The 23,072-nt window shown below is 70.6% G+C and carries 20 protein-coding genes; 15 read left to right on the forward strand and 5 right to left on the reverse strand.

What is annotated here, in order from left to right; genetic code table 11:
* Nucleotides 1–30: 30 nt before the first annotated feature.
* Nucleotides 31–1,227, reverse strand: coding sequence for a protein kinase domain-containing protein (locus tag I7X18_RS11670; RefSeq protein WP_193047363.1), 1,197 nt, complete (start codon nt 1,225–1,227; stop codon nt 31–33).
* Between the two features lie 36 nt (nt 1,228–1,263).
* Here I7X18_RS11670 and I7X18_RS11675 point away from each other — a divergent pair, with 36 nt between their 5' ends.
* Complete coding sequence (locus I7X18_RS11675; RefSeq protein ID WP_193047364.1) at nt 1,264–1,668, forward strand: Rv2175c family DNA-binding protein; 405 nt, start codon at nt 1,264–1,266, stop codon at nt 1,666–1,668.
* Here I7X18_RS11675 and I7X18_RS11680 read toward each other — a convergent pair.
* The 4 genes from I7X18_RS11680 to I7X18_RS11695 form a co-directional block, all read right to left on the reverse strand.
* The gene (locus I7X18_RS11680; protein WP_226864062.1) at nt 1,662–3,215 is read right to left on the reverse strand and encodes an alpha-(1->6)-mannopyranosyltransferase A; all 1,554 of its coding nucleotides are present in this window, start codon (nt 3,213–3,215) and stop codon (nt 1,662–1,664) included. The two genes, I7X18_RS11675 and I7X18_RS11680, sit on opposite strands and share 7 nt — an antisense overlap.
* Nucleotides 3,216–3,217: 2 nt before the next feature.
* Nucleotides 3,218–4,297, reverse strand: coding sequence for a bifunctional (2E,6E)-farnesyl/geranyl diphosphate synthase (idsA2, locus tag I7X18_RS11685; protein WP_193047365.1), 1,080 nt, complete (start codon nt 4,295–4,297; stop codon nt 3,218–3,220).
* A 43-nt stretch (nt 4,298–4,340) separates the two neighbouring features.
* Entirely contained in the window at nt 4,341–4,973 is a 633-nt protein-coding gene (locus tag I7X18_RS11690; RefSeq protein WP_193047600.1) for an LppM family (lipo)protein, read from the reverse strand.
* 78 nt (nt 4,974–5,051) lie between these two features.
* Nucleotides 5,052–5,645 (reverse strand): GNAT family N-acetyltransferase, encoded by a 594-nt coding sequence (locus tag I7X18_RS11695; protein ID WP_193047366.1) that lies wholly within the window; start codon nt 5,643–5,645, stop codon nt 5,052–5,054.
* 224 nt (nt 5,646–5,869) lie between these two features.
* Between I7X18_RS11695 and I7X18_RS11700 the strand changes: the two genes are divergently transcribed.
* The 14 genes from I7X18_RS11700 to ftsZ all read left to right on the forward strand — a co-directional run bounded on the left by I7X18_RS11700 (nt 5,870) and on the right by ftsZ (nt 23,055).
* Nucleotides 5,870–6,274 carry an SCO2097 family morphological protein gene (locus tag I7X18_RS11700; RefSeq protein ID WP_193047367.1) on the forward strand — a complete coding sequence of 135 codons (405 nt, stop codon included), beginning with the start codon at nt 5,870–5,872 and terminating at the stop codon, nt 6,272–6,274.
* 298 nt (nt 6,275–6,572) lie between these two features.
* The gene (gene mraZ / locus I7X18_RS11705; protein ID WP_011560648.1) at nt 6,573–7,004 is read left to right on the forward strand and encodes a division/cell wall cluster transcriptional repressor MraZ; all 432 of its coding nucleotides are present in this window, start codon (nt 6,573–6,575) and stop codon (nt 7,002–7,004) included.
* On the forward strand, nt 6,979–8,100 hold the full coding sequence (gene rsmH / locus I7X18_RS11710; protein ID WP_404822837.1) for a 16S rRNA (cytosine(1402)-N(4))-methyltransferase RsmH: 1,122 nt from the start codon (nt 6,979–6,981) through the stop codon (nt 8,098–8,100). Before mraZ ends, rsmH begins: the two co-directional genes overlap by 26 nt.
* Nucleotides 8,097–9,098: a cell division protein FtsL gene (locus tag I7X18_RS11715; protein ID WP_193047369.1), complete on the forward strand. Its 1,002-nt coding sequence runs from the start codon at nt 8,097–8,099 to the stop codon at nt 9,096–9,098. Before rsmH ends, I7X18_RS11715 begins: the two co-directional genes overlap by 4 nt.
* Complete coding sequence (locus I7X18_RS11720; protein ID WP_193047370.1) at nt 9,095–11,023, forward strand: peptidoglycan D,D-transpeptidase FtsI family protein; 1,929 nt, start codon at nt 9,095–9,097, stop codon at nt 11,021–11,023. The genes I7X18_RS11715 and I7X18_RS11720 overlap by 4 nt, the downstream gene beginning before the upstream one ends.
* 43 nt (nt 11,024–11,066) lie before the next feature.
* Complete coding sequence (locus tag I7X18_RS11725) at nt 11,067–12,590, forward strand: UDP-N-acetylmuramoyl-L-alanyl-D-glutamate--2,6-diaminopimelate ligase (RefSeq protein ID WP_193047371.1); 1,524 nt, start codon at nt 11,067–11,069, stop codon at nt 12,588–12,590.
* Nucleotides 12,587–14,086: a UDP-N-acetylmuramoyl-tripeptide--D-alanyl-D-alanine ligase gene (locus I7X18_RS11730; protein WP_193047372.1), complete on the forward strand. Its 1,500-nt coding sequence runs from the start codon at nt 12,587–12,589 to the stop codon at nt 14,084–14,086. The genes I7X18_RS11725 and I7X18_RS11730 overlap by 4 nt, the downstream gene beginning before the upstream one ends.
* The gene (gene mraY, locus I7X18_RS11735) at nt 14,083–15,162 is read left to right on the forward strand and encodes a phospho-N-acetylmuramoyl-pentapeptide-transferase (RefSeq protein WP_193047373.1); all 1,080 of its coding nucleotides are present in this window, start codon (nt 14,083–14,085) and stop codon (nt 15,160–15,162) included. The genes I7X18_RS11730 and mraY overlap by 4 nt, the downstream gene beginning before the upstream one ends.
* Before the next feature lies 1 nt (nt 15,163).
* Nucleotides 15,164–16,627, forward strand: coding sequence for a UDP-N-acetylmuramoyl-L-alanine--D-glutamate ligase (gene murD, locus I7X18_RS11740; protein ID WP_193047374.1), 1,464 nt, complete (start codon nt 15,164–15,166; stop codon nt 16,625–16,627).
* Nucleotides 16,628–16,632: 5 nt separating this feature from the next.
* Complete coding sequence (gene ftsW / locus I7X18_RS11745) at nt 16,633–18,213, forward strand: putative lipid II flippase FtsW (RefSeq protein WP_193047375.1); 1,581 nt, start codon at nt 16,633–16,635, stop codon at nt 18,211–18,213.
* The gene (murG, locus tag I7X18_RS11750; protein ID WP_193047376.1) at nt 18,210–19,322 is read left to right on the forward strand and encodes an undecaprenyldiphospho-muramoylpentapeptide beta-N-acetylglucosaminyltransferase; all 1,113 of its coding nucleotides are present in this window, start codon (nt 18,210–18,212) and stop codon (nt 19,320–19,322) included. Before ftsW ends, murG begins: the two co-directional genes overlap by 4 nt.
* A complete protein-coding gene (gene murC / locus I7X18_RS11755; RefSeq protein WP_193047377.1) occupies nt 19,319–20,770 on the forward strand; it encodes a UDP-N-acetylmuramate--L-alanine ligase in 1,452 nt (483 codons plus the stop codon). Before murG ends, murC begins: the two co-directional genes overlap by 4 nt.
* Complete coding sequence (locus I7X18_RS11760; RefSeq protein ID WP_193047378.1) at nt 20,767–21,699, forward strand: cell division protein FtsQ/DivIB; 933 nt, start codon at nt 20,767–20,769, stop codon at nt 21,697–21,699. Before murC ends, I7X18_RS11760 begins: the two co-directional genes overlap by 4 nt.
* A 198-nt stretch (nt 21,700–21,897) precedes the next feature.
* A complete protein-coding gene (gene ftsZ / locus I7X18_RS11765; RefSeq protein WP_193047379.1) occupies nt 21,898–23,055 on the forward strand; it encodes a cell division protein FtsZ in 1,158 nt (385 codons plus the stop codon).
* Nucleotides 23,056–23,072 lie beyond the last annotated feature (17 nt).

Here is a 23,072-nt window from a genome sequence, read left to right on the forward strand (position 1 = left end):
GGCAGGAGCGCAGCGACCCGGGGAGTCGGTTCAGATCAGGTTGTTGAGGTTGCTGCCCAGCGTCCACGCGCCGGCGGCGAGCAACCCGGCCAGCGTGACGACGGCGATGACCCAGAACAGCAGCGCCCGTTTGGCGCGCTGGCGCGCCCAGTAGAACTCGTCGATGTCGACCCCGGCGAATTGCCTTGCGGGATAGGCGATTTCGCTGGAGTCGCGGGTGAACGCCCGGGTGTGCTGATGTGGTGCCGGTGCGGGCGGGTGAACGGTGGCATCCGTCGTGGCGTGATGATCGGGCAACTGGCTGTGATACAGCGCCGCCGAGGCGTGCTGGGCGGAGTTGCGCGGTGCGGGCACCCGGAACGGCGGAAGCCGCAGTTCCTCGGCGATCTCCTCGAGGTCTGCGGCCATGTCCTGGGCGTCTGCGTAGCGGCTCGCCGGGTCGCGGGCGGTGGCGCGCAGCACGAGGTCGTCGAATTGCGCTGGCACACCGGCGATCACCGACCCCGGCGGCGGGACGTCGTTGTCCATTCGCTGATACGCCACCGCCAGCGCGCTGTCCCCGGTGAACGGGGTGACGCCGGTGAGCAGTTCGAAGGCCATCACGCCGACGGAGTACACGTCGCTGCGCGGGCCGGCGTTGCCGGTGCCGACCTGTTCGGGGGACAGGTACGCCGCCGTGCCGAGAATCACGCTCGTCGAGGTGATCTTCGCCTCGGCGACCGCGCGCACCAGTCCGAAGTCGGCGATCTTGACCTCACCGTCATCGGAGATCAGCACGTTCTCCGGTTTGACGTCGCGGTGCACCAGCCCGGCCTTGTGCGCGGCGGCCAGCCCCGACAGCACGGGCGCCAACACGGCGGCCGCGGCATGAGGTGGCATCGGGCCGCGTTCGCGCAACAGCTCGCGCAGAGTGCCGCCCTCGACGAGTTCCATGACCAGGAAAGGAAACTGGCCGTCGATGCCCTGGTCGTAGACGGCGACGAGGCCGGAATCCTTCAGGCGCGCCACCGCCCGGGCCTCGCGCTGGAACCGGGTGAGGAACTGCTCGTCACCCGAGTAGCGCGGGTCCATGACCTTCAGCGCGACCGGCCGGTCCAGTCGTACGTCGAGGCCGCGGTACACCGTGGACATGCCGCCGGTGGCGATCCGGGCGTCGACGCGGTAGCGGCCGTCGAGTACGGCGCCGACGAGCGGGTCCGACTGCGGGTAGGCCTCCACCGAAGACATGTTACGAGTCGCGCCGGAGCCCCTAGACTCAGTGCGGTGAGCAGTATTCCGGCCGCCGAAGACGTCCTTGATCCCGATGAGCCCGTCTACGACCTGCCGACGGTTGCCGACATGCTCGGCATGGCCGTCACGCGGGTCCACCACCTGTTGCGTCAGGGCCAGTTGATGGCCGTGCGGCGCGACGGGAAATTCGTAGTGCCCACGATATTCTTCGACGACAAGGGGAACGTGCTCAAACCGTTGCCCGGCCTGCTGGTGGTGATGCGCGACGGCGGCTACCGCGACAGCGAGATCGTGCGCTGGCTGTTCACCCCGGATCCGTCGCTGACGATCAGCCGAGACGGGGCCACCGAACGGCAGGAGAACGCCAGGCCGGTCGACGCGCTGCACAGCCATCAGGCGCGTGAGGTGGTCCGCCGGGCCCAGGCTATGGCTTACTGACCGCTCGGCGGTAGTGGCGTATTGACCGTCTGATCGGTCTGATCGGTCGTCGCCAGCGAATACTTCGCCAGCGAATACCAGGCCACCACAGCGCACCCCGTGGCGAGCAACACGTGCACCCACGAGTACATGCCGTGCGCTCCGTCGGGTTTGAAGATCACCATGATCCACGTGGAGAACCCCGCGATCAGCGCGATCGACCGCCGCGACCGCGCCAGCACCGAGACCACCGCGAGCGGCCAGGTGTAGTACCACGGCAGCGCCGCGGGCACGAACAGCACGACCACGCCCATCACCGCGGCGATACCGATCAGTGCCTCGCGGTCGTCATGGCGGAAGCGCCACCACAGCAGCGGAAGTGACACCGCGATGATCGTGAGGCCGATGATGCGGGTGACGTCGATGACGGCGTAGAAGTTCACCGGCAGGAACAGCCCGCCGATCGCGTTGGTGAGGTTGGCCACGGCCGTCGGCACCGTGAGCCAGTTGATGATCTTCACGTTCCCGGCCGCGAGCGCGGACAGCCAGCCCAACCCGACGCCGGCGACCCACGACAGCACCGCGAACACGGCGACGGAGATCAGGACCGCTGCGGCGGTCGCTGCCGCGAACGCCGGAAGGGGACGGTAGCCGCGGCCGTCGCGCAGCTGGCGCATCCAGATCCACACCGTGAACGGCAGCGCCAGACCGGCGGTCGCTTTCACCGCCACGGCGACGACGATGACCGCGACGCCGGTCGCCGGACGGTTGTTCAGCATCAGCGCCAGGCCCGCCATCATCAGCCCGACCATCAGCATCTCGTTGTGGACGCCGCCCATCAGGTGGATGATCACCAGCGGGTTGAGCACGCAGATCCACAGTGCGGCCGCACCGCTGGCGCCGACGTGCCGGGCCACCCGCGGCGCCGCCCAGATGAGCAGGATCAGGCCGGGCAGCATGCACAGCCGCAGCAGCATCGTGCCCGCCACGACGTCCTCGCCGACCACCATGGTGACGAACTTCGCGACCATGATGAATGCCGGACCATACGGAGCCGTGGTCGTGGTCCAGATCGGGCTGACGTCGTCGAGCAACGGGTTGGGGTTCGCGATCGGGCCGACGACGTAGGGGTCCAGCCCGTCGCGCAGCAGCGCGCCCTGCGCCAGATACGAATAGGTGTCGCGGCTGAACACCGGGACGCTGAGCAGCAGCGGCGCCAGCCAGAACCCGGTGGTGGCGACCATCGTGTATTCGTCGGCGGTCCCGTCGACCACCCGGCGGCCCAGCCACAACCAGGCCAGCAACATGATCGCCACACCGCCCCACAACAGCACCGAGGACAGCACCACGCCGTGGCCGAACCGCAGCCAGGACAAGTGCAGTGACTCGAGTAGCGGGTCGTGCACGCGGGTGCTGCCCGCGCCGAGGCCGCCGGCGGTGATCAGCGCCGCGCCGAGGCAGCCCAGCAGCGCCGGTTTGGCGGAGGTCGATGAGGCGAAGGCGAGCAGGCGCGAGACATGCTGGGCCAAACCGGATTTCGGGGCCTCGGTCGGGGTGGGGGTGACCATGCTCAGGCGGACCGGTTGGCGGCCAATCTGGCGAGCTCGGTCAGCCCGGTCTTGGCCTGCGGTTCGATCGGTGCGGCGGCCAGCAGCTCCAGCGAGCGGCGGGTCATCACCTCGATGCGCTTTTCGACCGCGGCGAGTGCGCCGACAGACTCGATCGCCGAACACAATTCGCGCACCTGCGACTCGCTTAGATCCGTGCCGATCGACGACCGCAGCAGCGCGGCGGTGTCCGGATCGGTCTTGTCGGCGAGTTCGACGGCTTCGGCCAGCAGCACGGTGCGCTTACCGGAGCGCAGGTCGTCCCCGGAGGGTTTACCCGTGACGGCCGGGTCACCGAAGACGCCGAGAACGTCGTCGCGCAGCTGGAAGGCCACCCCGATGTCGGTGCCCAGCTGGTGGAAGATCTCCTGCACGTCCGGGCGGTCCGCGGCCGCGGCGGCGCCCAGCTGCAGCGGCCGCGACACGGTGTAGGAGGCGGTCTTGTAGGTGTTGACGGTCAACGCGGAGGCGACCGAGACCGCGCCGCTGGCTTCGGCGACGATGTCGAGGAACTGCCCGCCGAGCACCTCGGTGCGGATGTCGGCCCACACCCGCTGCACCCGGCGGTGGGCGTCGACGGGCAGGTCGGCGGAGGCGACGATGTCGTCCGCCCACACCAGCGACAGGTCGCCGAGCAGGATCGCCGCCGACAGGCCGAACTGCTCCGGGGAACCGTGCCACCGCCGGTCGGCGTGGCGGTCGGCGAACAACCGGTGCACGGTCGGCAACCCGCGGCGGGTCGCCGAGGCGTCGATGACGTCGTCGTGCACGAGGGCGCAGGCGTGCAGCAGTTCCAGGGCGGCGAACAGGAGCAGGGCGCCGCTGTCGGCGGGCCGGTCGGCCACCGCGCGCCAGCCCCAGTAGGCGAATGCCGGACGAAGGCGTTTACCGCCCCGCAGCACGAACTCGTCGAGCGCCGCGGTCAGCTCCGCGTAGTCGGAGCCGATGTAGGCGGCGTCGCGGCGGCGGGCGGACAGATACTCCCGCAGCTGCTCGGTGACGGCTTCGGCCAACTCGGCGGCTGAGGGAGCCGCGGCATCCACGATCAGCGGGTGCCCCTTTCGTTCCGTAGTGCGTGCGGCGTGCTCACGTGTCGGTCGTGGACGGGGGATCGGCGAGCGTGGGGGAGCGGTCCCGGCTCGTCCACGCCAGTCCGCCGATGACACCGGCCACCACGAGCGTGGCGACCGTGAGCCAGATGGCCGCGGTGGTGAACGACCGGGCGCTGGGGTCGGTGTAGCGCGCCTGGGCGTTGAGGGTGGACACCACGCCGGGGTTGAGCTTCCACTCCACGACCTCGGCGCTGACCTGGTCGCCGTTGGTGGAGGTCACCTCGCCGGGAAATGCCACCGACAGTGAGACATCGGCCTCGGAGTCGCTCAGCGAGGTCAGGTCGACGCGGCCTTCGAGGATCACCAGGTCACCGGCGCGGCGCAGCGAGATGTCGACGCCCGCGGAGTCCCGGTTCATGTTGGCCAGCTGCGGCAGTTCGGCGAAGGTGAGGTCGGAGAACACCGCCTGGGAGCCGACATAGTCGTCGCGGTTGTAGTCCGAGACCGCGACCTTGGTGGCGAAGGGCAGGTTGTTCAGCAGCTGCGGACCCTTGTCGTCGGGCCCGCGGGGTTTGGCCGCGGCGACGATCTGGCCCGACACCCGATCGTCGGGGGACACCGTGATCGAGGCCCGGACCCGCACACAGCCGATCACCATCGGCAGCATCAGCAGCAGCAACACCCAGGCCACGAGGCGGGTGCGTTGTCGGCGGGGTTGCACGGGGTCATCGTGCCAGATGCCGGTTCACAGCGGCAGTGCGCGGCCCAGGATCGCGAACGCGCGCGGATCCCCGGCGAAGTGGTAGCCGCGGATGACGTCGGCGAACCCGAGGCGGCGGTAGAGCCGCCACGCCCGGTTGCCCTCGCCGTTGATCTCGGGCGTCGAGAGCAGGACGTGTCTCTCGGCCCGGCCGGTCAGCAGTCGGCGGGCGAGCGCTTCGCCGATACCGCGGCCCTGGGCGTGCGGGGCGATGTGCAGTTCGGTCAGCTCGAAGTAGCTGTTCATCAGCTCGTCGATGCGCTCCTGGCCGGCGCCCACCTGTTTGAGCCCCGCCACCACCTGCTGCTGCCACCACTGATCGGGAGACCCGCAGTACCCGTAGGCGACGCCGAGCAGCGGCGCGTCGCTCGGATCCGCCGGCGTGTCGGGCTGTTCGGTCGGCGTGTCGACCGCCGCGACCGCCTTCCAGCCGTGCCGGCGGGTGTGCTCGATCCACATCGAAGCGCGTTGGTCCTCGGTGCCGCGCGGGTAGCGCATGGCGTCGACATAGATACCGAGTGCCTCGCCGAGCCGGCGCTCCATATCGGTCGGCGACAGATCGATGAGATAAGGCGCCAATGTCGTTGCCCTTCGGTCCGTCGCGCGGGAGTGTGCACAGAAGTCGTCGGTCCCATTATCTCCGCGGACGGGCACTGTCTTTGCGGGGGCGGCGGAGGTCATACAATCGTGGGGCGAAGTAGGTGGTACCGCTCAGATCGACCTCGTATCATGACTGTTAGAGGTCCGTGAATGCGGGCACACACGAGTTTGAACGAATGGCCGCAGGCGGCGAGGAGGGACGAATGCCACTCTCCGATCATGAGCAGCGCATGCTCGATCAGATCGAGAGCGCGCTCTATGCCGAGGATCCCAAATTCGCGTCGAGTGTGCGCGGTGGGACTCTGCGTGCGCCGTCGGCCCGCCGTCGCCTCCAGGGCGTTGCCCTGTTCGTGGTCGGGCTGGCGATGCTGGTCTCCGGTGTCGCGTTCAAGGCCACCATGATCGGAAGCTTCCCGATCCTCTCGGTGATCGGGTTCATCGTGATGTTCGGCGGCGTTGTCTACGCGATCACCGGACCGCGGGTGGCGGGTGGCCGGGACCGCTCGGCGCCGCCGGCCAGTGGCCCGCGGCAGAAGCGGACTCGCGGTTCGGGTGGTTCGTTCACCAGCCGCATGGAGGATCGGTTCCGCCGACGCTTCGACGAGTGACCCGCTGACACGCTGAAAGGGGTAGCCCCGCCCGGGGCTGCCCCTTTTTTCATGCCGCAGGTCGACGGCGGTTCCCCCACAACGCCCCACCTACCTCGTCCCACCGCTGAGCTGGGCTTATCTGCGTCCTGGTGCGGTCGACGAGCTGATCTCGGGTATCCCTGATGGCTCTGAATGCGCCCTGAGTGGGGCACCGTGGCAATCTGGGTGCACGCAATGGCGCAAAGTGGGGGATTGTGGGGTAAAGTGGCGTTCATCGGAGCGACCGGGGCTCCGAGTGGCGCGGGAGGTGGCCAGGATGTTTCTGGGCACCTACACGCCGAAGCTCGACGACAAAGGGCGGCTCACGCTGCCCGCCAAGTTCCGCGACGCGCTGGCAGGAGGGTTGATGGTCACCAAGAGCCAGGACCACAGCCTCGCCGTCTATCCGCGTGCGGAATTCGAGAAACTGGCCCGCCGGGCCTCGCAGGCATCGCGGAGCAATCCGGAAGCACGCGCCTTCCTGCGGAACCTGGCGGCCGCGACCGACGAGCAACATCCCGACGCCCAGGGACGGATCACGCTGTCGGCCGACCACCGTCGCTACGCGAGCCTGTCCAAGGAATGCGTGGTCATCGGCTCGGTCGACTACCTCGAGATCTGGGACGCCGCGGCGTGGCAGGAGTACCAGCAGGCCCACGAAGAGAACTTCTCCGCGGCGACTGATGAAACTCTGCGCGACATCATCTGAACCGGCCCGTGCAGCGTGGCCTCTGTCCGAACCGGCCCTGGCGTACTTCCCCGACGCCAGGTCCGCACCCTCGGACAGGGACCTCGCTGCAGGGGCACACAGCCCGGGGGTGGCGATGGAGCACATTCCGGTCCTGCTGGATCGTTGCGTCGACCTGCTCACCCCCGCGCTGGCGCGCCACGACTCCGACGGCCGCGGAGCGGTCCTGGTCGACGCCACTCTCGGTGCCGGCGGACACGCTCACCGATTCCTGACCGCGCTGCCCGGGCTGCGCCTCATCGGGTTGGACCGCGACCCCCAGGCGCTGCAGATCGCCGGGGAGCGGCTCGCGCCGTTCGGTGACCGCGTGCTGCTGGTCCGCACCCGCTACGACGGCATCGACGACGCCTTGGCCCGGTCGGGTGCGTGGGCAGGTGACGTCAGCGGATTCCTCTTCGACCTCGGTGTGTCCTCGATGCAACTCGACCGCGCCGAGCGCGGGTTCTCCTACAGCATCGACGCCCCGCTCGACATGCGGATGGACTCCGACGCACCGCTCACCGCCGCCGAGGTCGTCAACACCTTTCCCGAGAGGGAGATCGCCCGCATTCTTCGCGAATACGGCGAGGAGCGGTTCGCCGGGCGTATCGCCAAGTACATCGTGCGCGCCCGGCCGCTGACCACCACCGGACAACTGGTCGAACTGCTCTACGACGCGATCCCCGCGCCCGCCCGCCGCACCGGCGGGCATCCGGGCAAGCGGACCTTCCAGGCGCTGCGCATCGCGGTCAACGGTGAACTCGACTCGCTGCGGGCCGCGATCCCCGCCGCCCTGGGAGCGCTCGACACCGGCGGCCGGATCGTCGTGATGGCCTACCAGTCACTGGAGGACCGCATCGTCAAGACGGAGTTCGCCGCGGCCACCGCGTCGCGCACCCCGCCCGGTCTGCCCGTTGAACTACCCGGCCACGAGCCCGAGTTCGTCGCACTCACCCGCGGCGCGGAACGGGCCACCCCGGAGGAGATCGAACGCAATCCACGTAGTGCACCGGTCCGGTTGCGCGCGCTGGAGAAGGTTGCCAGCAGGCTGGACACGGCCAGGAGGGACGCGCCATGAAGGCCAAGCGATCTGCACCGGTGCGCGGTGACGAGCGACGGCGGGCACCCCGCCAACCCGTCCGCAAGGCGGCACGCCGCGGCGTCGAGGCGGCGCCCCGCTCTCCCAGAACTCCGACCGGCAGGCCGACCCGCGACTCGCGGTCGGCGCCCCAGACCGCCCCGATCCCGCGGCCCGCGGAGCTGCCGGCTCGGCCGAAGAACGCCAGCCAGGCCAAGGCCCGCGCAAAGGCCCGGAAAGCCAAGGCGCCGAAGGTCGTTCGCCCTCCGCTACGGGAACGGCTGCTGGTCAGGCTGGCGTCGGTAGAACTGAGCCCGAGGGCGCTGATCGCCCGGGTGCCGTTCGTGGTGCTGGTCATCGGCTCGCTCGGCTTCGGGCTCGCCATCACGCTGTGGCTGTCGACCGGTGCGGCCGAACGCTCCTACCAGCTCGGTGCGGCCCGTCAGACCAATCAGGCTCTGGCCCAACAGAAAGAGGCCCTCGAGCGAGACGTCCTGGAGGCCCAGGCCGCACCGGCACTCGCCGAAGCGGCCCGCAACCTCGGCATGATCCCGTCCCGCGACACCGCTCACCTGGTACAGGATCCGGCGGGCAACTGGGTGGTGGTCGGTACGCCGAAACCGGCTGAAGGCGTGCCCCCGCCCCCGCTGAACACCCCGATACCGGATGCGACGGCGGCGCCTCCGCCGCCACCGTCGCCCGCCGCTGCGGCGCCCCGCGTCATCGATCCGCGCGAGGTCCCCGTCCGGGTCACCAGCCGCCCCGAGGTTCCCCTTTCGCCGACCGCCGTCCCGCTCGGTGAGGTGCCGCACCTCGCGCCCGGCGCGCAGCCGCCGGCACCGGGGCCGGTCGCCGTGGCGCCCGCCCCCGTCGCTCCGGTCGACCCCCTCGCCGCGGCCGTCGCTCCCGTCGACCCCGCCGCTGCGCCCCCGGTTCCGCTCGCCCCCGATCACCTCGCCGCACCGCAGGCGCCCGTGCAGGCGGGACCGCCCGCATGAGCCCCCGCCGCGATCAGCAGGGCGGTGCGCCGCGGCGCACCCGCGCCGCCAAGGCGAACCCCCCGCAGGGGCGCTCGGCCAAGGCGCGCCGCACCCGCAAGGCGGTGACCGGTGAATCCGGTTTGAGCAGTTCGTCATTCGTGTTCCGGCACCGGGCCGGCAATGCGGTGATGTTCGTCCTGCTGCTCGTCGCCGGCGCTCAGCTGTTCAACCTGCAGGTGCCGCGCGCGGAGGGGTTGCGCGCCGAGGCTGCCGGACAGCTCAAGGTGACCGACGTGCAGAAGGCGGTGCGCGGCAGCATCGTCGACCGCAACGAGGACAAGCTGGCGTTCACCATCGAGGCGCGGGCGCTGACGTTCCAGCCGGTCAGGGTCCGCAAGCAACTCGAGGAAGCGCGGGCGAAGTCGGAGGAGGCTCCCGAGCCGAAGCGCCGCCTCGCCGAGATCGCCGACGAGGTCGCGTCGCGACTGAACAACAAACCCGACGCGAAGACCGTTCTGCGCAAACTCAACAGCAACGAGACGTTCGTCTATCTCGCGCGCGCGGTCGACCCGGTGATCTCCGATGCGATCATCGACAAGTTCCCCGAGGTGGGGTTCGAACGCCAGGACATCCGGCAGTACCCGGGCGGTGCGCTGGCCGCCAACGTCATCGGCGGTATCGACTGGGACGGCCACGGCCTGCTCGGTCTGGAGGATTCGCTCGACGCGGTGCTCGCGGGCACCGACGGTTCGGTCACCTACGACCGTGGATCCGACGGCGTGGTCATCCCCGGGAGCTACCGCAACCGCCACGACGCGGTCAACGGGTCGACGGTGCAGCTGACCATCGACGACGACATCCAGTTCTACGTCCAGCAGCAGGTGCAGATGGCCAAGGACGCCTCAGGCGCCAAGAACGTCTCGGCGGTCGTGCTCGACGCGAAATCCGCTGAGGTGCTGGCGATGTCGAACGACAGCACCTTCGACCCCAGCCAGGACATCGGACGCCAGGACAACCGCCAGATCGGCAATCTGCCGGTGTCCTCGCCGTTCGAGCCGGGCTCGGTCAACAAGATCATCACCGCCGCCGCGGCGATCGAATACGGCCTGACCAACCCCGACGAGGTGCTGCAGGTCCCCGGGTCCATCAACATGGGCGGCGTCACGGTGGGCGACGCCTGGAACCACGGTGTGATGCCCTACACGACCACCGGAGTGTTCGGGAAGTCGTCGAACGTCGGCACCCTGATGCTCGCCCAGCGGGTCGGGCCGGAGCGGTATGCCGACATGCTCAAGAAGTTCGGCCTCGGCCAGCGCACCGGGGTGGGCCTGCCCGGTGAGAGCGCCGGGCTGGTGCCGCCGATTCATCAGTGGTCGGGCAGCTCGTTCTCCAACCTGCCGATCGGACAGGGCCTTTCGATGACCCTGCTGCAGATGGCCGGCATGTACCAGGCGATGGCCAACGACGGGGTGCGCGTCCCGCCGCGCATTCTCGAGGCCACCGTCGCGCCGGACGGCACGCGCACCGAGGAGCCGCGGCCCGAGGGTGTGCGGGTGGTGTCGCCGGAGACGGCGCGCACGGTCCGCAACATGTTCCGGTCGGTCGTCCAGCGCGACCCGATGGGGGAGCAGCAGGGCACCGGACCGGCGGCCGCCGTCGAGGGCTACCAGATCGCCGGCAAAACCGGCACCGCCCAGCAGATCAACCCGGCCTGTGGGTGCTACTACAGCGACGTCTACTGGATCACCTTCGCGGGTATGGCGACCGTCGACGACCCGCGCTACGTGATCGGGATCATGATGGATGCCCCGCACCGCGCCGCCGACGGTTCGCCGGGCTCCTCGGCCGCCCCGCTGTTCCACAACATCGCCTCGTGGCTGCTGCAGCGGGAGAACGTGCCGCTCTCGCCGCCGACTCAGCCGCTGACGCTGCAGGCGACCTGACCGAGGAGGCGGGCCGACAGGGGCTCGGTACTGTGTCATGGCCATGAAGCTGCGCCCCAGCCATCCCCCCGGACACCCCCTCGGTGCCCTCGCCGAGCAGGTCCAGGCGGTTCCCGTGACCGGATTTCCGGTACCCGACATCCGGGTCACCGGGGTGACGCTGCGCGGTCAGGAAGCGCTGCCCGGCGATCTGTTCGCCGCGCTGCCCGGGACGTCGTCGCACGGCGCCCGCTTCGTCGCCGATGCGGTGGCCGGCGGGGCCGTGGCCGTGCTCACCGACGCCGCGGGGGCGGGCACGCTCGGGGCGGCCGCGGCGGTACCGGTGCTTGTCCACCCCGCGCCGCGTGCGGTGCTCGGCGAACTCGCGTCCACCGTCTACGGCCACCCGTCGCGTCAGCTGCGCGTCATCGGCGTGACCGGTACCTCCGGCAAGACCACCACCACCTACCTCGTCGAGGCGGGGCTGCGGGCCGCCGACCGGGTAGCGGGCCTGATCGGCACCGTCGGGATCCGGATCGACGGCCACGACGAGCCCAGCGCGCTCACCACCCCGGAGGCGCCGGACCTGCAGGCGCTGCTCGCCGTGATGGTCGAACAGGGCGCCGACACCGTGGTGATGGAGGTCTCCAGCCACGCGCTGACCCTCGGCCGGGTCGACGGCGTGCACTTCGCGGCAGGCGGTTTCACCAACCTCTCACGCGACCATCTCGACTTCCATCCGACGATGGAGGACTACTTCGAAGCCAAGGCGCGGCTGTTCGATCCGCAGTCCACCGCGCACGCCGAGCTGTCGGTGGTGTGCGTCGACGACGATGCCGGCCGGGCGATGGCCACCCGCGCCCACCACGCCGTGACGGTCAGCACGACCGGCAGACCGGCGGACTGGCGCGCCGAGGACATCCGCGCGGTCGAGCCCGGTGTGCAGGAGTTCGTCGCCGTCGACCCGGCCGGAGTGCACCACGGACTGCGCATCGGGTTACCCGGGCACTACAACGTCGCCAACTGCCTGTTGGCGACCGCGCTGCTCGACGCCGTCGACGTGTCGCCCGAACAGGCCGCGCCGGGGCTGCGCACGGCAACGGTGCCCGGCCGGCTGGAGGCGGTCGACCGCGGTCAGGGCTTCCTGGCGCTGGTGGATTACGCGCACAAACCGGGCGCGCTGCGTGCAGTGCTCGACACGCTGCGGCAGCAGAACCCGGCCGGCCGGCTGGCCGTGGTGTTCGGCGCGGGCGGCAACCGCGACGCGGGTAAACGCGAACCGATGGGCCGGGCCGCCGCGGAACTGGCCGACCTGGTCGTCGTCACCGACGACAACCCGCGCGACGAGGATCCGGCCGCGATCCGGTCGGCGATCGTGGCCGGCGCCCGTGCCGTCGGTGGTGGCGCGGACATCGTCGAGATAGGTGACCGGCGCGGGGCGATCGGCCACGCGGTGAGCTGGGCGCGTCCCGGCGACGTGGTGCTGGTCGCAGGCAAGGGCCACGAGGCCGGTCAGACCGCGGGTGGGGTGACCCGCCCGTTCGACGACCGCGTCGAACTCGCCGAAATACTGGAGAAGCGCGGGTGATCGAACTGACCCTGGCCCGGGTGGCCGAGATCGTCGGCGGTCGGCTCGCCGACATCACCCCCGAGGACGCCGCCGCCACCCGGATCACCGGCACCGTGGAGTTCGATTCGCGCGCCGTCACCGCCGGAGGGCTTTTCCTGGCGCTGCCGGGCGCCCGCTCCGACGGCCACGACTTCGCGGCCGCCGCCGTCGCCGCGGGAGCCGCGGCGGTGCTGGCCGCCCGACCCGTCGGGGTGCCTGCCGTGATCGCACCGCCTGCGGCGGGACCCGAGGGCTCGGGGGTTCTCGAACACGACACCGACGGCGCCGGTGCCGCCGTGCTGGCTGCGCTGGCCAGGCTGGCTGACGCGGTCGCGGCCGAACTGGTCGAGGGCGGGTTGCGGATCGTCGGGATCACCGGATCGTCGGGGAAGACCTCGACCAAGGATCTGGTGGCCGCCGTGCTGGCCCCGCTGGGGAACGTGGTGGCCCCGCCCGGTTCCTTCAACAACGAACTCGGCCACCCGTGGACGGTGCTGCGCGCCGACCGCTCGACCGACTTCCTCGTCCTCGAGATGTCGGCGCGGCATCCGGGCAACATCGCCGCGCTGGCTGCGATCGCGCCGCCGTCGATCGCGGTGGTGCTCAACGTGGGCACCGCGCACCTCGGCGAGTTCGGCTCACGCGAAGCCATCGCCGAGACCAAATCCGAACTGCCGCAAGCTGTTCCGGCCTCCGGCGTGGTGATCCTCAACGCCGACGACAGCGCGGTCGCCGCGATGGCCGCCAAGACCGCGGCCCGGGTGGTTCGGGTGTCACGCGACCCCGGCGCCGACCTGTGGGCGGATGCGGTGACGCTCGACGAGCTGGCCCGGCCGCGCTTCACCCTGCACGCGGGCGACGGCACGGTGCCGGTGGCGCTGGCCGTGCACGGCGACCACCAGGTGTCCAACGCGCTGTGCGCGGCGGCCGTCGCCGTCGAGTGCGGGGCCACCCTCGACCAGGTCGCCGCGGCACTCGCGGGCGCGGGCCCGGTGTCGCGGCACCGCATGCAGGTGTCGACCCGCGCCGACGGGGTCACCGTGGTCAACGACGCCTACAACGCCAACCCGGACTCGATGCGCGCGGGCCTCAAGGCGCTGGCGTGGATGGCCCGGTCCGGTGATGCACGGCGACGCAGCTGGGCGGTGCTGGGGGAAATGGCCGAACTGGGCGAGGACTCGATATCCGAGCACGACCACATCGGGCGGCTCGCGGTGCGCTTAGATGTGTCACGACTCATCGTCGTCGGAACCGGGAGGTCAGCGAGCGCCATGCATCAGGGGGCGGTCATGGAGGGATCGTGGGGGGCGGAGGCCACCCGGGTCGATGACGCCGACGCTGCGCTGAGCCTGTTGAGCGAGGAACTGCGGCCCGGGGATGTGGTGCTGGTGAAGGCGTCGAAGTCGGCGGGCCTCGCCCCGCTGGCCGACGCGCTGGCCGCCGACTCCGAGCGCGACGGGACCGCCACCCGATGAGACAGATCCTCATCGCCGTCGGTCTCGCGCTGGCGGTGTCGATCCTGCTGACGCCGGTGCTCATCCGGCTGTTCACCCGGCAGGGCTTCGGCCACGAGATCCGCGAGGACGGTCCGCCCAGCCACCACAAGAAACGCGGCACGCCGTCGATGGGCGGCGTGGCGATCCTCGCGGGCATCTGGGCGAGCTACCTCGGCACCCACCTGGTCGGCATGGCGCTGGGCGGGGAGGGGCCGTCGGCCTCGGGCCTGCTGGTCCTCGGCCTGGCCACCGCGCTGGGCGTCGTGGGCTTCACCGACGATCTGATCAAGATCCGCCGCGCCCGCAACCTGGGCCTGAACAAGACCGCCAAGTCCGTCGGCATCCTCGCGGCCGCCCTCCTTTTCGGCGTGCTTGCGCTGCAGTTCCGCAACGCCGACGGGCTCACACCCGGCAGCCCCGAACTGTCCTACGTCCGCGAGATCGCGACGGTGACGCTGGCTCCGCTGGTCTTCGTGCTGTTCTGCGTCGTGCTCGTCAGTGCCTGGTCCAATGCGGTGAACATCACCGATGGACTCGACGGCCTGGCGGCGGGCGCGATGGCGATGGTCTCGGCGGCATACGTGCTGATCACGTTCTGGCAGTACCGCAACGCCTGCGCGACCAGTCCGGGGCTGGGCTGCTACAACGTGCGCGATCCGCTCGATCTCGCGCTGGTCGCCGCGGCCACCGCGGGCGCCTGCATCGGATTCCTGTGGTGGAACGCCGCGCCGGCGAAGATCTTCATGGGCGACACCGGATCGCTGGCGCTGGGCGGCATCATCGCCGGGCTGTCGGTGACCAGCCGCACCGAGATCCTCGCCGTGGTGCTCGGCGCGCTGTTCGTCGCCGAGGTGACATCGGTGGTCGTGCAGATCCTGGCGTTCCGCACCACCGGCCGGCGGGTGTTCCGGATGGCGCCGTTCCACCACCACTTCGAACTCGTTGGCTGGGCCGAGACGACCGTGATCATCCGGTTCTGGCTGCTCACCGCGATCGCCTGCGGACTGGGCGTGGCGCTGTTCTACGGCGAGTGGCTCACCGTCGTCGGGGCCTGACGTGGCCCGCACCGCCGTCGAACCGCTGACCCCGGGCGCCCGGATCCTGATCACCGGCGCCGGGCTCACCGGACGGTCGGTCAGCGCGGTGCTGGAACCCACCGGTGTGCGGCTGACGATCTGTGACGACGATCCACTGGCGCTGCAGCGGCTGGTGACCCCGGCATCGGTGGTGACGACCGCCGAGGCGGTCGCCGCCATCGCGGACTACGCGCTGGTGGTGACGAGCCCGGGGTTCGCGCCGACCACACCGGTGCTGGCCGCGGCCGCGGCGGCCGGGGTGCCGATCTGGGGTGACGTCGAGCTCGCGTGGCGGCTCGACCAGGCGGGCTGGTTCGGGCCGCCCCGGCGCTGGCTCGTGGTCACCGGCACCAACGGCAAGACGACGACGACGTCGATGCTGTACGCGATGCTGCGCAGCGGGGGCCGCCGGGCGGTGCTGTGCGGCAACATCGGCAACCCGGTTCTCGACGTGCTCGCCGAACCCGCGGAACTCCTGGCCGTCGAGCTGTCGAGTTTCCAGCTGCACTGGGCGCCGTCGCTGCGACCCGACGCCGGGGTCGTGCTCAACGTGGCCGAAGACCATCTGGACTGGCACGGGTCGATGACGGCCTACGCCCGCGACAAGGCCAGGGTGCTCGATGGCCGGGTGGCCGTGGTGGGCCTCGACGATCCGATGGCGGCCGGACTGCTGACGACGGCGGCCGCCCCGGTGCGGGCGGGTTTCCGGATGGGCCCGCCGGCCGCGGGCGAGCTGGGCGTGCAGGACGGCTGGCTGGTCGACAACGCGTTCGCCACCGACCTGCCCCTCACGCGTGCGGCCGACATCCCCGTCGCCGGCCCCGTCGGCGTGCTCAACGCGCTGGCGGCGGCCGCGCTGGCCCGCGCGGTCGACGTCCCCGCCGAGGCGGTCGCGGCGGCCCTGGCGTCCTTCGAGATCGGGCGGCACCGGGCGGAAGTGGTGGCGGTGGTCGACGGTGTGACGTTCGTCGACGATTCCAAGGCCACCAACCCGCACGCCACCCGCGCCTCGATCGCGGCGTACCCGCGGGTGGTGTGGATCGCCGGTGGTCTGCTCAAGGGTGTGTCGGTCGACGCGCTCGTCGCCGAGGTCGCCGACCGGCTCGCCGGTGCGGTCCTGATCGGCCGCGACCGCGCGCTGGTCGCCGAGGCGTTATCGCGACACGCACCGGATGTCCCCGTCGTCGAGCTTGTGACGGGGGAGGATTCTGGGGTGCATGGGACAACTGAGTCAGCTGGGAATCGTGTGACTCGTGTGATCGACACAGCGGGCCGATCGCTACCCGATGCGGTGATGAGGACGGTGGTCGACGCCGCGCGTCGGCTCGCCCGCCCCGGTGACACTGTTCTGCTGGCGCCCGCGGGTGCCTCATTCGACCAGTTCAGCGGCTACTCCGAGCGCGGTGACGCCTTCGCCGCCGCGGTGCTCGCCGACCTCAGGTAAGCGCCATGGCGACGATCCTGGCCCGGTTGCGCGGCAGGGCCGCCGGCACTGCGGGCACCGAGAGCGCTCCCAGCGCCGACGGGGAAGACGCCCCGACCGCACAGACAGCCGTCAAGGCCCCCGTGGTCTCCCGCACCCGCGTCACGGCCTGGCTGAGCCGGCCCATGACGTCGTTCCATCTGGTGATCGCCGTCGCCGCGCTGCTCGTCACGCTCGGGCTGATCATGGTGCTCTCGGCGTCCGGGGTGTACTCCTACGACTCCGACGGTTCGCCCTGGTCGGTCTTCGCCAAGCAGGTGCTGTGGACGGTGGTGGGGCTCTTCGCGTTCTACGTGGCGCTGCGGATACCGGTGAACACCATTCGCCGGTTGGCCTTCCCCGGTTTCGCGCTCACGATCGTGCTGCTGATCCTGGTGCTCATCCCGGGCATCGGCAAGGTCGCCAACGGCTCGCGCGGCTGGTTCGTGGTCGCCGGCTTCTCGATGCAACCCTCCGAGCTGGCGAAGATCGCCTTCGCGATCTGGGGTGCGCACCTGCTGGCGGCCCGCCGACTCGAGCGCGCCACCCTGCGCGAGATGCTCATCCCGCTGGTGCCCGCCGCCGTCATCGCGCTCGCGCTGATCGTCGCCCAGCCCGACCTCGGGCAGACGGTCTCGCTGGGCATCATCCTGCTGGCGCTGCTGTGGTACGCCGGTCTTCCGCTGCGTGTGTTCCTCAGCTCGCTGCTCGCGGTGATGGTGTCCGCGGCCATCCTCGCCATGGCCGAGGGCTACCGCTCCGCGCGCGTCCAGTCGTGGCTCGATCCCAGCGCCGACGCCCAGGGTTCGGGATATCAAGCCAGACAGGCGAAGTTCGCACTGGCCAACGGCGGCGTGTTCGGCGACGGTCTGGGCCAGGGCACCGCGAAATGGAACTACCTGCCCAACGCGCACAACGACTTCATCTTCGCGATCATCGGCGAGGAGCTCGGTTTCGTGGGCGCCGCCGGACTGCTCGGCCTCTTCGGGCTGTTCGCCTACACCGGTATGCGCATCGCGCGCCGGTCGGCCGATCCGTTCCTGCGGCTGCTCACCGCCACCGCCACCACGTGGGTGCTGGGCCAGGTGTTCATCAACGTCGGCTACGTGGTCGGCCTGTTGCCCGTGACCGGCCTGCAGCTGCCGCTCATCTCGGCGGGTGGGACATCGACCGCGACGACGCTGCTGATGATGGGGTTGATCACCAACGCCGCGCGCCACGAACCGGAGGCGGTGGCCGCGCTGAGGGCAGGCCGCGACGACCGGGTGAACCGGTTGCTGCGGCTCCCGCCGCCCGAACCGTATGTCCCGACCCGGCTCGAGGCGGTGCGCGACAGGCTGCGCTCGCGTCCGGGGAAGCCGGCACAGCAGCCCAAGCCCGGGAAGCCGGCCAAACCGGGCCCCGCGCCGAGGCGCAACCCCCCCGCGGCTGATCGCCGGGCGCAGGGCTCAAGGCATCATGTAGGCGGTCAGCGGTCGGCATCGAGCCGGACCGGTCAGGATCGACAGGGACGACGGGGCCAGCAGGGCCGACGGGCTCGCCCCAGGGAAGGTCAGCGTTACGGGTGAACGGCACCATCTCGGTCGTCCTCGCCGGCGGCGGAACCGCGGGGCACGTCGAACCGGCGATGGCCGTCGCGGACGCGCTGGCCATGCTGGAACCCGGGGTCCGGATCACCGCACTCGGCACCGAACGGGGCCTGGAGACGCGGCTCGTTCCCGAGCGCGGCTATGACCTCGAACTGATCACGCCCGTCCCGCTGCCCCGCAAGCTCTCCGGCGATCTGCTGCGGCTACCGCTACGGGTCCGCCGGGCGGTGCACGAGACCCGCGCCGTGCTGGACGCCGTCCACGCCGACGTCGTCATCGGATTCGGCGGGTACGTGGCGTTGCCCGCCTACCTCGCGGCCCGGCGCAACAAGGTCCCCATCGTCGTCCACGAGGCCAATGCCAGCGCCGGCCTCGCCAACAAGGTCGGCGCCCGGTTCGCGCGCCGGGTGCTCTCCGCCGTGGCCGATCCCGGCCTGGGTCCGGTGGAGGTGGTCGGGACACCCGTGCGGTCGACCATCACCGAACTGGATCGAGGCGCGTTGCGCGCCGAGGCCCGCGCGCACTTCGGCTTCGCCGACGACGCCCGCGTCCTGCTGGTCTTCGGCGGCTCGCAGGGCGCCCGCTCGCTGAACAACGCGGTCGCCGACGCGGCGAAAGCACTTGCCGCGGCAGGTATTTCAGTGCTGCACGCATACGGGGCGAAGAACACCCTCGAGCTGCCGGAGCCGGCGCCGGGTGATCCGCCGTACGTCGCGGTGCCGTATCTGACCCGGATGGACCTGGCCTACTCGGCTGCCGACCTGGCGGTGTGCCGGTCGGGGGCGATGACGGTGGCCGAGGTGACGGCGGTCGGGTTGCCCGCGGTCTATGTCCCGCTGCCGATCGGCAACGGTGAACAGCGGCTCAATGCCCAGCCCGTGCTCGACACCGGTGGCGGTCTGGTCGTCGACGATGCCGACCTGTCGCCGCGGTTCGTCGCCGAGACGGTGATCCCGCTGCTCACCGACGCCGGCCGGCTGCAGACGATGACCGCGGGTGCGGCGCTGTCCGGTCACCGGGACGCGGCCAGGCACGTCGCACACGTCGCTCTGGACGAGGCGGCCGGCGCGCGGAAGCGGGTGCGGTGAGCACCCCGCCGCTGCCCGAAGAACTGCGCCGCGTCCACATGGTCGGCATCGGCGGCGCGGGCATGTCGGGTATCGCCCGCATCCTGCTCGACCGCGGTGCGCTGGTGTCGGGCTCGGACGCCAAGGAGTCCCGCGCCGTGGTGGCGCTGCGGGCACGTGGGGCGGCCATCCGCATCGGGCACGACGAATCGTCGCTCGACCTGCTGCCGGGCGGGCCGACGGCGGTGGTGACCACGCACGCGGCGATCCCGAAGACCAATCCCGAACTGGTGGAGGCACGCAGGCGCGCGATCCCGGTCATCCTGCGGCCGGTGGTGCTGGCGAAGCTGATGGCCGGGCACACCACGCTGATGGTGACCGGGACGGCGGGTAAGACGACGACGACATCGATGCTCATAGTGGCGTTGCAGCACAGCGGATTCGATCCGTCGTTCGCCGTCGGCGGTGATCTCGGCGAGCCCGGCACCAATGCGCATCACGGCAGCGGCGCCTACTTCGTCGCCGAGGCCGACGAGAGTGACGGATCACTGGTGCAGTACACCCCCGACGTCGCAGTCGTGACCAACATCGAGGCCGACCACCTCGACTTCTTCGGCAGTGCGCAGGCCTATGTGAACGTGTTCGACGCGTTCATGGAGCGCCTGCAACCGGGTGGTGCCCTGGTGGTGTGCGTCGACGATCCTGGGGCTGCTGCCTTAGCCGAACGCACTGCCGCACTGGGAATCCGGGTACTTCGTTACGGCAGCGGGGATCGCCCCGATCTCGCGGGCGCACTACTGGACTGGCAGCAGCGGGGCACCAGTGCGGCGGCCACGGTGCAGTTGGCGGGGGAGAGCAGGCCGCGCACCATGCGACTTGCGGTGCCCGGCCGGCACATGGCGCTCAACGCGCTGGCGGCGTTGTTGGCGGCGATCCAGGTCGGCGCGGCGCCGGATGACGTGCTCGACGCGCTGGCCGGATTCGAGGGCGTGCGCCGCCGATTCGAGTTGGTGGGTGTCGCGGCCGGAGTACGGGTTTTCGACGACTATGCCCATCACCCGACCAAGGTCACGGCCGCGTTGACCGCGACGAGCGCGCTGGCGAAGGAATCGGGCGGCCGGGCCGTCGTGGTGTTCCAGCCGCATCTGTACTCGCGCACCGAGACGTTCGCGCGTGAATTCGGGACCGCCCTGAGCGCGGCCGACCTGGTGTTCGTGCTCGACGTCTACGGCGCCCGCGAGCAGCCGATCGCCGGGGTGAGCGGGGCCAGCATCGTCGAGCACGTCGCCGCGCCGGTCACCTATCTGCCCGATTTCTCCGCGGTGGCCGACCGGGTGGCGGGATCGGTACGGCCCGGCGACGTCGTCGTCACGATGGGCGCGGGTGACGTGACGATGTTGGGCCCGGAGATCCTCGCGGCACTGCAGGCGCGGGCGAACCGCAGCGCACCGGGGGCCGGACCGCGATGACGTTGCCTCCGGAGAACCCCGAGCCGCCGGAGGAGCCCACCGAGCCGCCGACGGACGCACCGGCCACCGACGAACCCGAGCCACAGCCCGCACCGCCCCCCGCGGACGACGATCACGAGGGGCCCCGCCGGCGCGCGCGGCGGGAACGCGAACAGCGCCGCGCCGTCAAGGATCGGGCGATCGCCATCGAAGAGGCCCGCCGCGAGGCCAAGCGGCGCGTGATCAGCGGTCCGGTCCCGGAGGTGACACCGCTTGCGCGCGGAGCGGTTCGCGGGCTCAAGGTGCTGGTGTGGTCGGCCCTGCTGTCGGTGCTCGCGGTCAGCCTCGGGCTGCTGCTGTACTTCACGCCGATCATGTCGGCGCGCAACGTCGTGGTCGTCGGTCTGGAGGCGATACCCCAAGAAGAGGTGCTCACTGCCGCGGCGGTGGTTCCGGGCACGCCGCTGTTGCAGGTCGACACCGACACCGTCGCCGAACGCGTCGCGACCATCCGGCGGGTCGCCAGCGCGCGGGTGCAGCGCGAGTATCCGTCGTCGCTGCGGATCACCGTCGTCGAGCGCGTGCCGGTGGTGGTCAAGGACTATCCGGACGGCCCGCATCTGTTCGACCGCGACGGCGTGGATTTCGCGACCGCACCGCCGCCGCCGAACCTGCCCTATCTGGAGACCGCGACGCCGGGGCCGAGCGACCCGGCGACCGAGGCCGCCCTGCAGGTGATGCTCGCGCTTCCGCCCGACGTGGCGGGTCAGGTGGGGCGCATCGCCGCGCCGTCGGTCGCATCGATCACCCTGACGCTGCTCGACGGGCGGGTGGTGGTGTGGGGGACCACCGACCGCACCGACGAGAAGGCGCTGAAGCTGGCCGCACTGCTCACGCAACCGGGCCGCACATACGACGTGTCCAGCCCGGATTTGCCCACGGTCAAGTAGGAAATTCGTCTCGGCACCGTCGGCGCGCCTGCATGGTTCCCACGCACGGTCGCCCTACCGTTCTGGTTGCGCGGAACTACTTGACATAACTCTAAGCCTGTGGTTGAGGTTGAGGGTTTGCGGGAAGGTTTTGCACAAGTACTCGAAACCAGGCAGAAAGGCGACCGCCATGAGCGCTTGCGCGAAGAAGGTCGAGCGATGACCCCGCCGCACAACTATCTCGCCGTCATCAAGGTGGTCGGCATCGGTGGCGGCGGCGTCAACGCCGTCAACCGGATGATCGAACAGGGCCTCAAGGGTGTGGAGTTCATCGCGATCAACACCGACGCTCAGGCGTTGTTGATGAGCGATGCCGACGTCAAGCTCGACGTCGGCCGTGACTCGACCCGCGGGCTGGGCGCCGGTGCTGACCCCGAGGTGGGGCGCAAGGCCGCCGAGGACGCCAAGGACGACATCGAGGAGCTGCTGCGCGGCGCCGACATGGTGTTCGTCACCGCCGGTGAGGGCGGCGGCACCGGCACCGGCGGCGCGCCCGTGGTGGCGACCATCGCCCGCAAGCTCGGCGCGTTGACGGTCGGCGTCGTGACCAGGCCATTCTCGTTCGAAGGTAAGCGCAGGAGCAACCAGGCCGCGGACGGCATCGCCTCGCTGCGCGAGAGTTGCGACACGCTGATCGTCATCCCCAACGACCGGCTGCTGCAGATGGGCGACGCCGCGGTGTCGCTGATGGACGCGTTCCGCAGCGCCGACGAGGTGCTGCTCAACGGCGTGCAGGGCATCACCGACCTGATCACCACCCCCGGCCTGATCAACGTCGACTTCGCCGACGTCAAGGGCGTGATGAGCGGCGCGGGCACCGCGTTGATGGGCATCGGTTCGGCCCGCGGCGACGGACGGGCGCTCAAGGCCGCCGAGATCGCGATCAACTCGCCGCTGCTGGAAGCGTCGATGGAAGGCGCCCAGGGCGTGCTGCTTTCGGTAGCCGGCGGCAGTGACCTGGGTCTGTTCGAGATCAACGAGGCTGCCTCGCTGGTCCAGGAGGCCGCGCATCCCGAGGCCAACATCATCTTCGGCACCGTCATCGACGACTCGCTCGGCGACGAGGTGCGGGTCACCGTTATCGCGGCCGGCTTCGACGCGGCAGGTCCCGGACGTGACCCGGTGACCGGTCAGAACACCGCCGCGGCTGCCACGCCGATCGCGCCGGGCAAGGCCGGTCACGTGACGTCGTCGCTGTTCGAGCCATCGGACCCCACGAGCGTGCCGGTGCACACCAACGGCGCCACAGTGCGGATCGGCGGGGACGGCGGCATCGCGGATGACGACGTCGACGTGCCGCCGTTCATGCGGCACTGATCCGGTTCGATACTGAC

It is taken from the genome of Mycolicibacterium baixiangningiae, assembly GCF_016313185.1.
In the GTDB taxonomy this organism is placed as follows: domain Bacteria; phylum Actinomycetota; class Actinomycetes; order Mycobacteriales; family Mycobacteriaceae; genus Mycobacterium; species Mycobacterium baixiangningiae.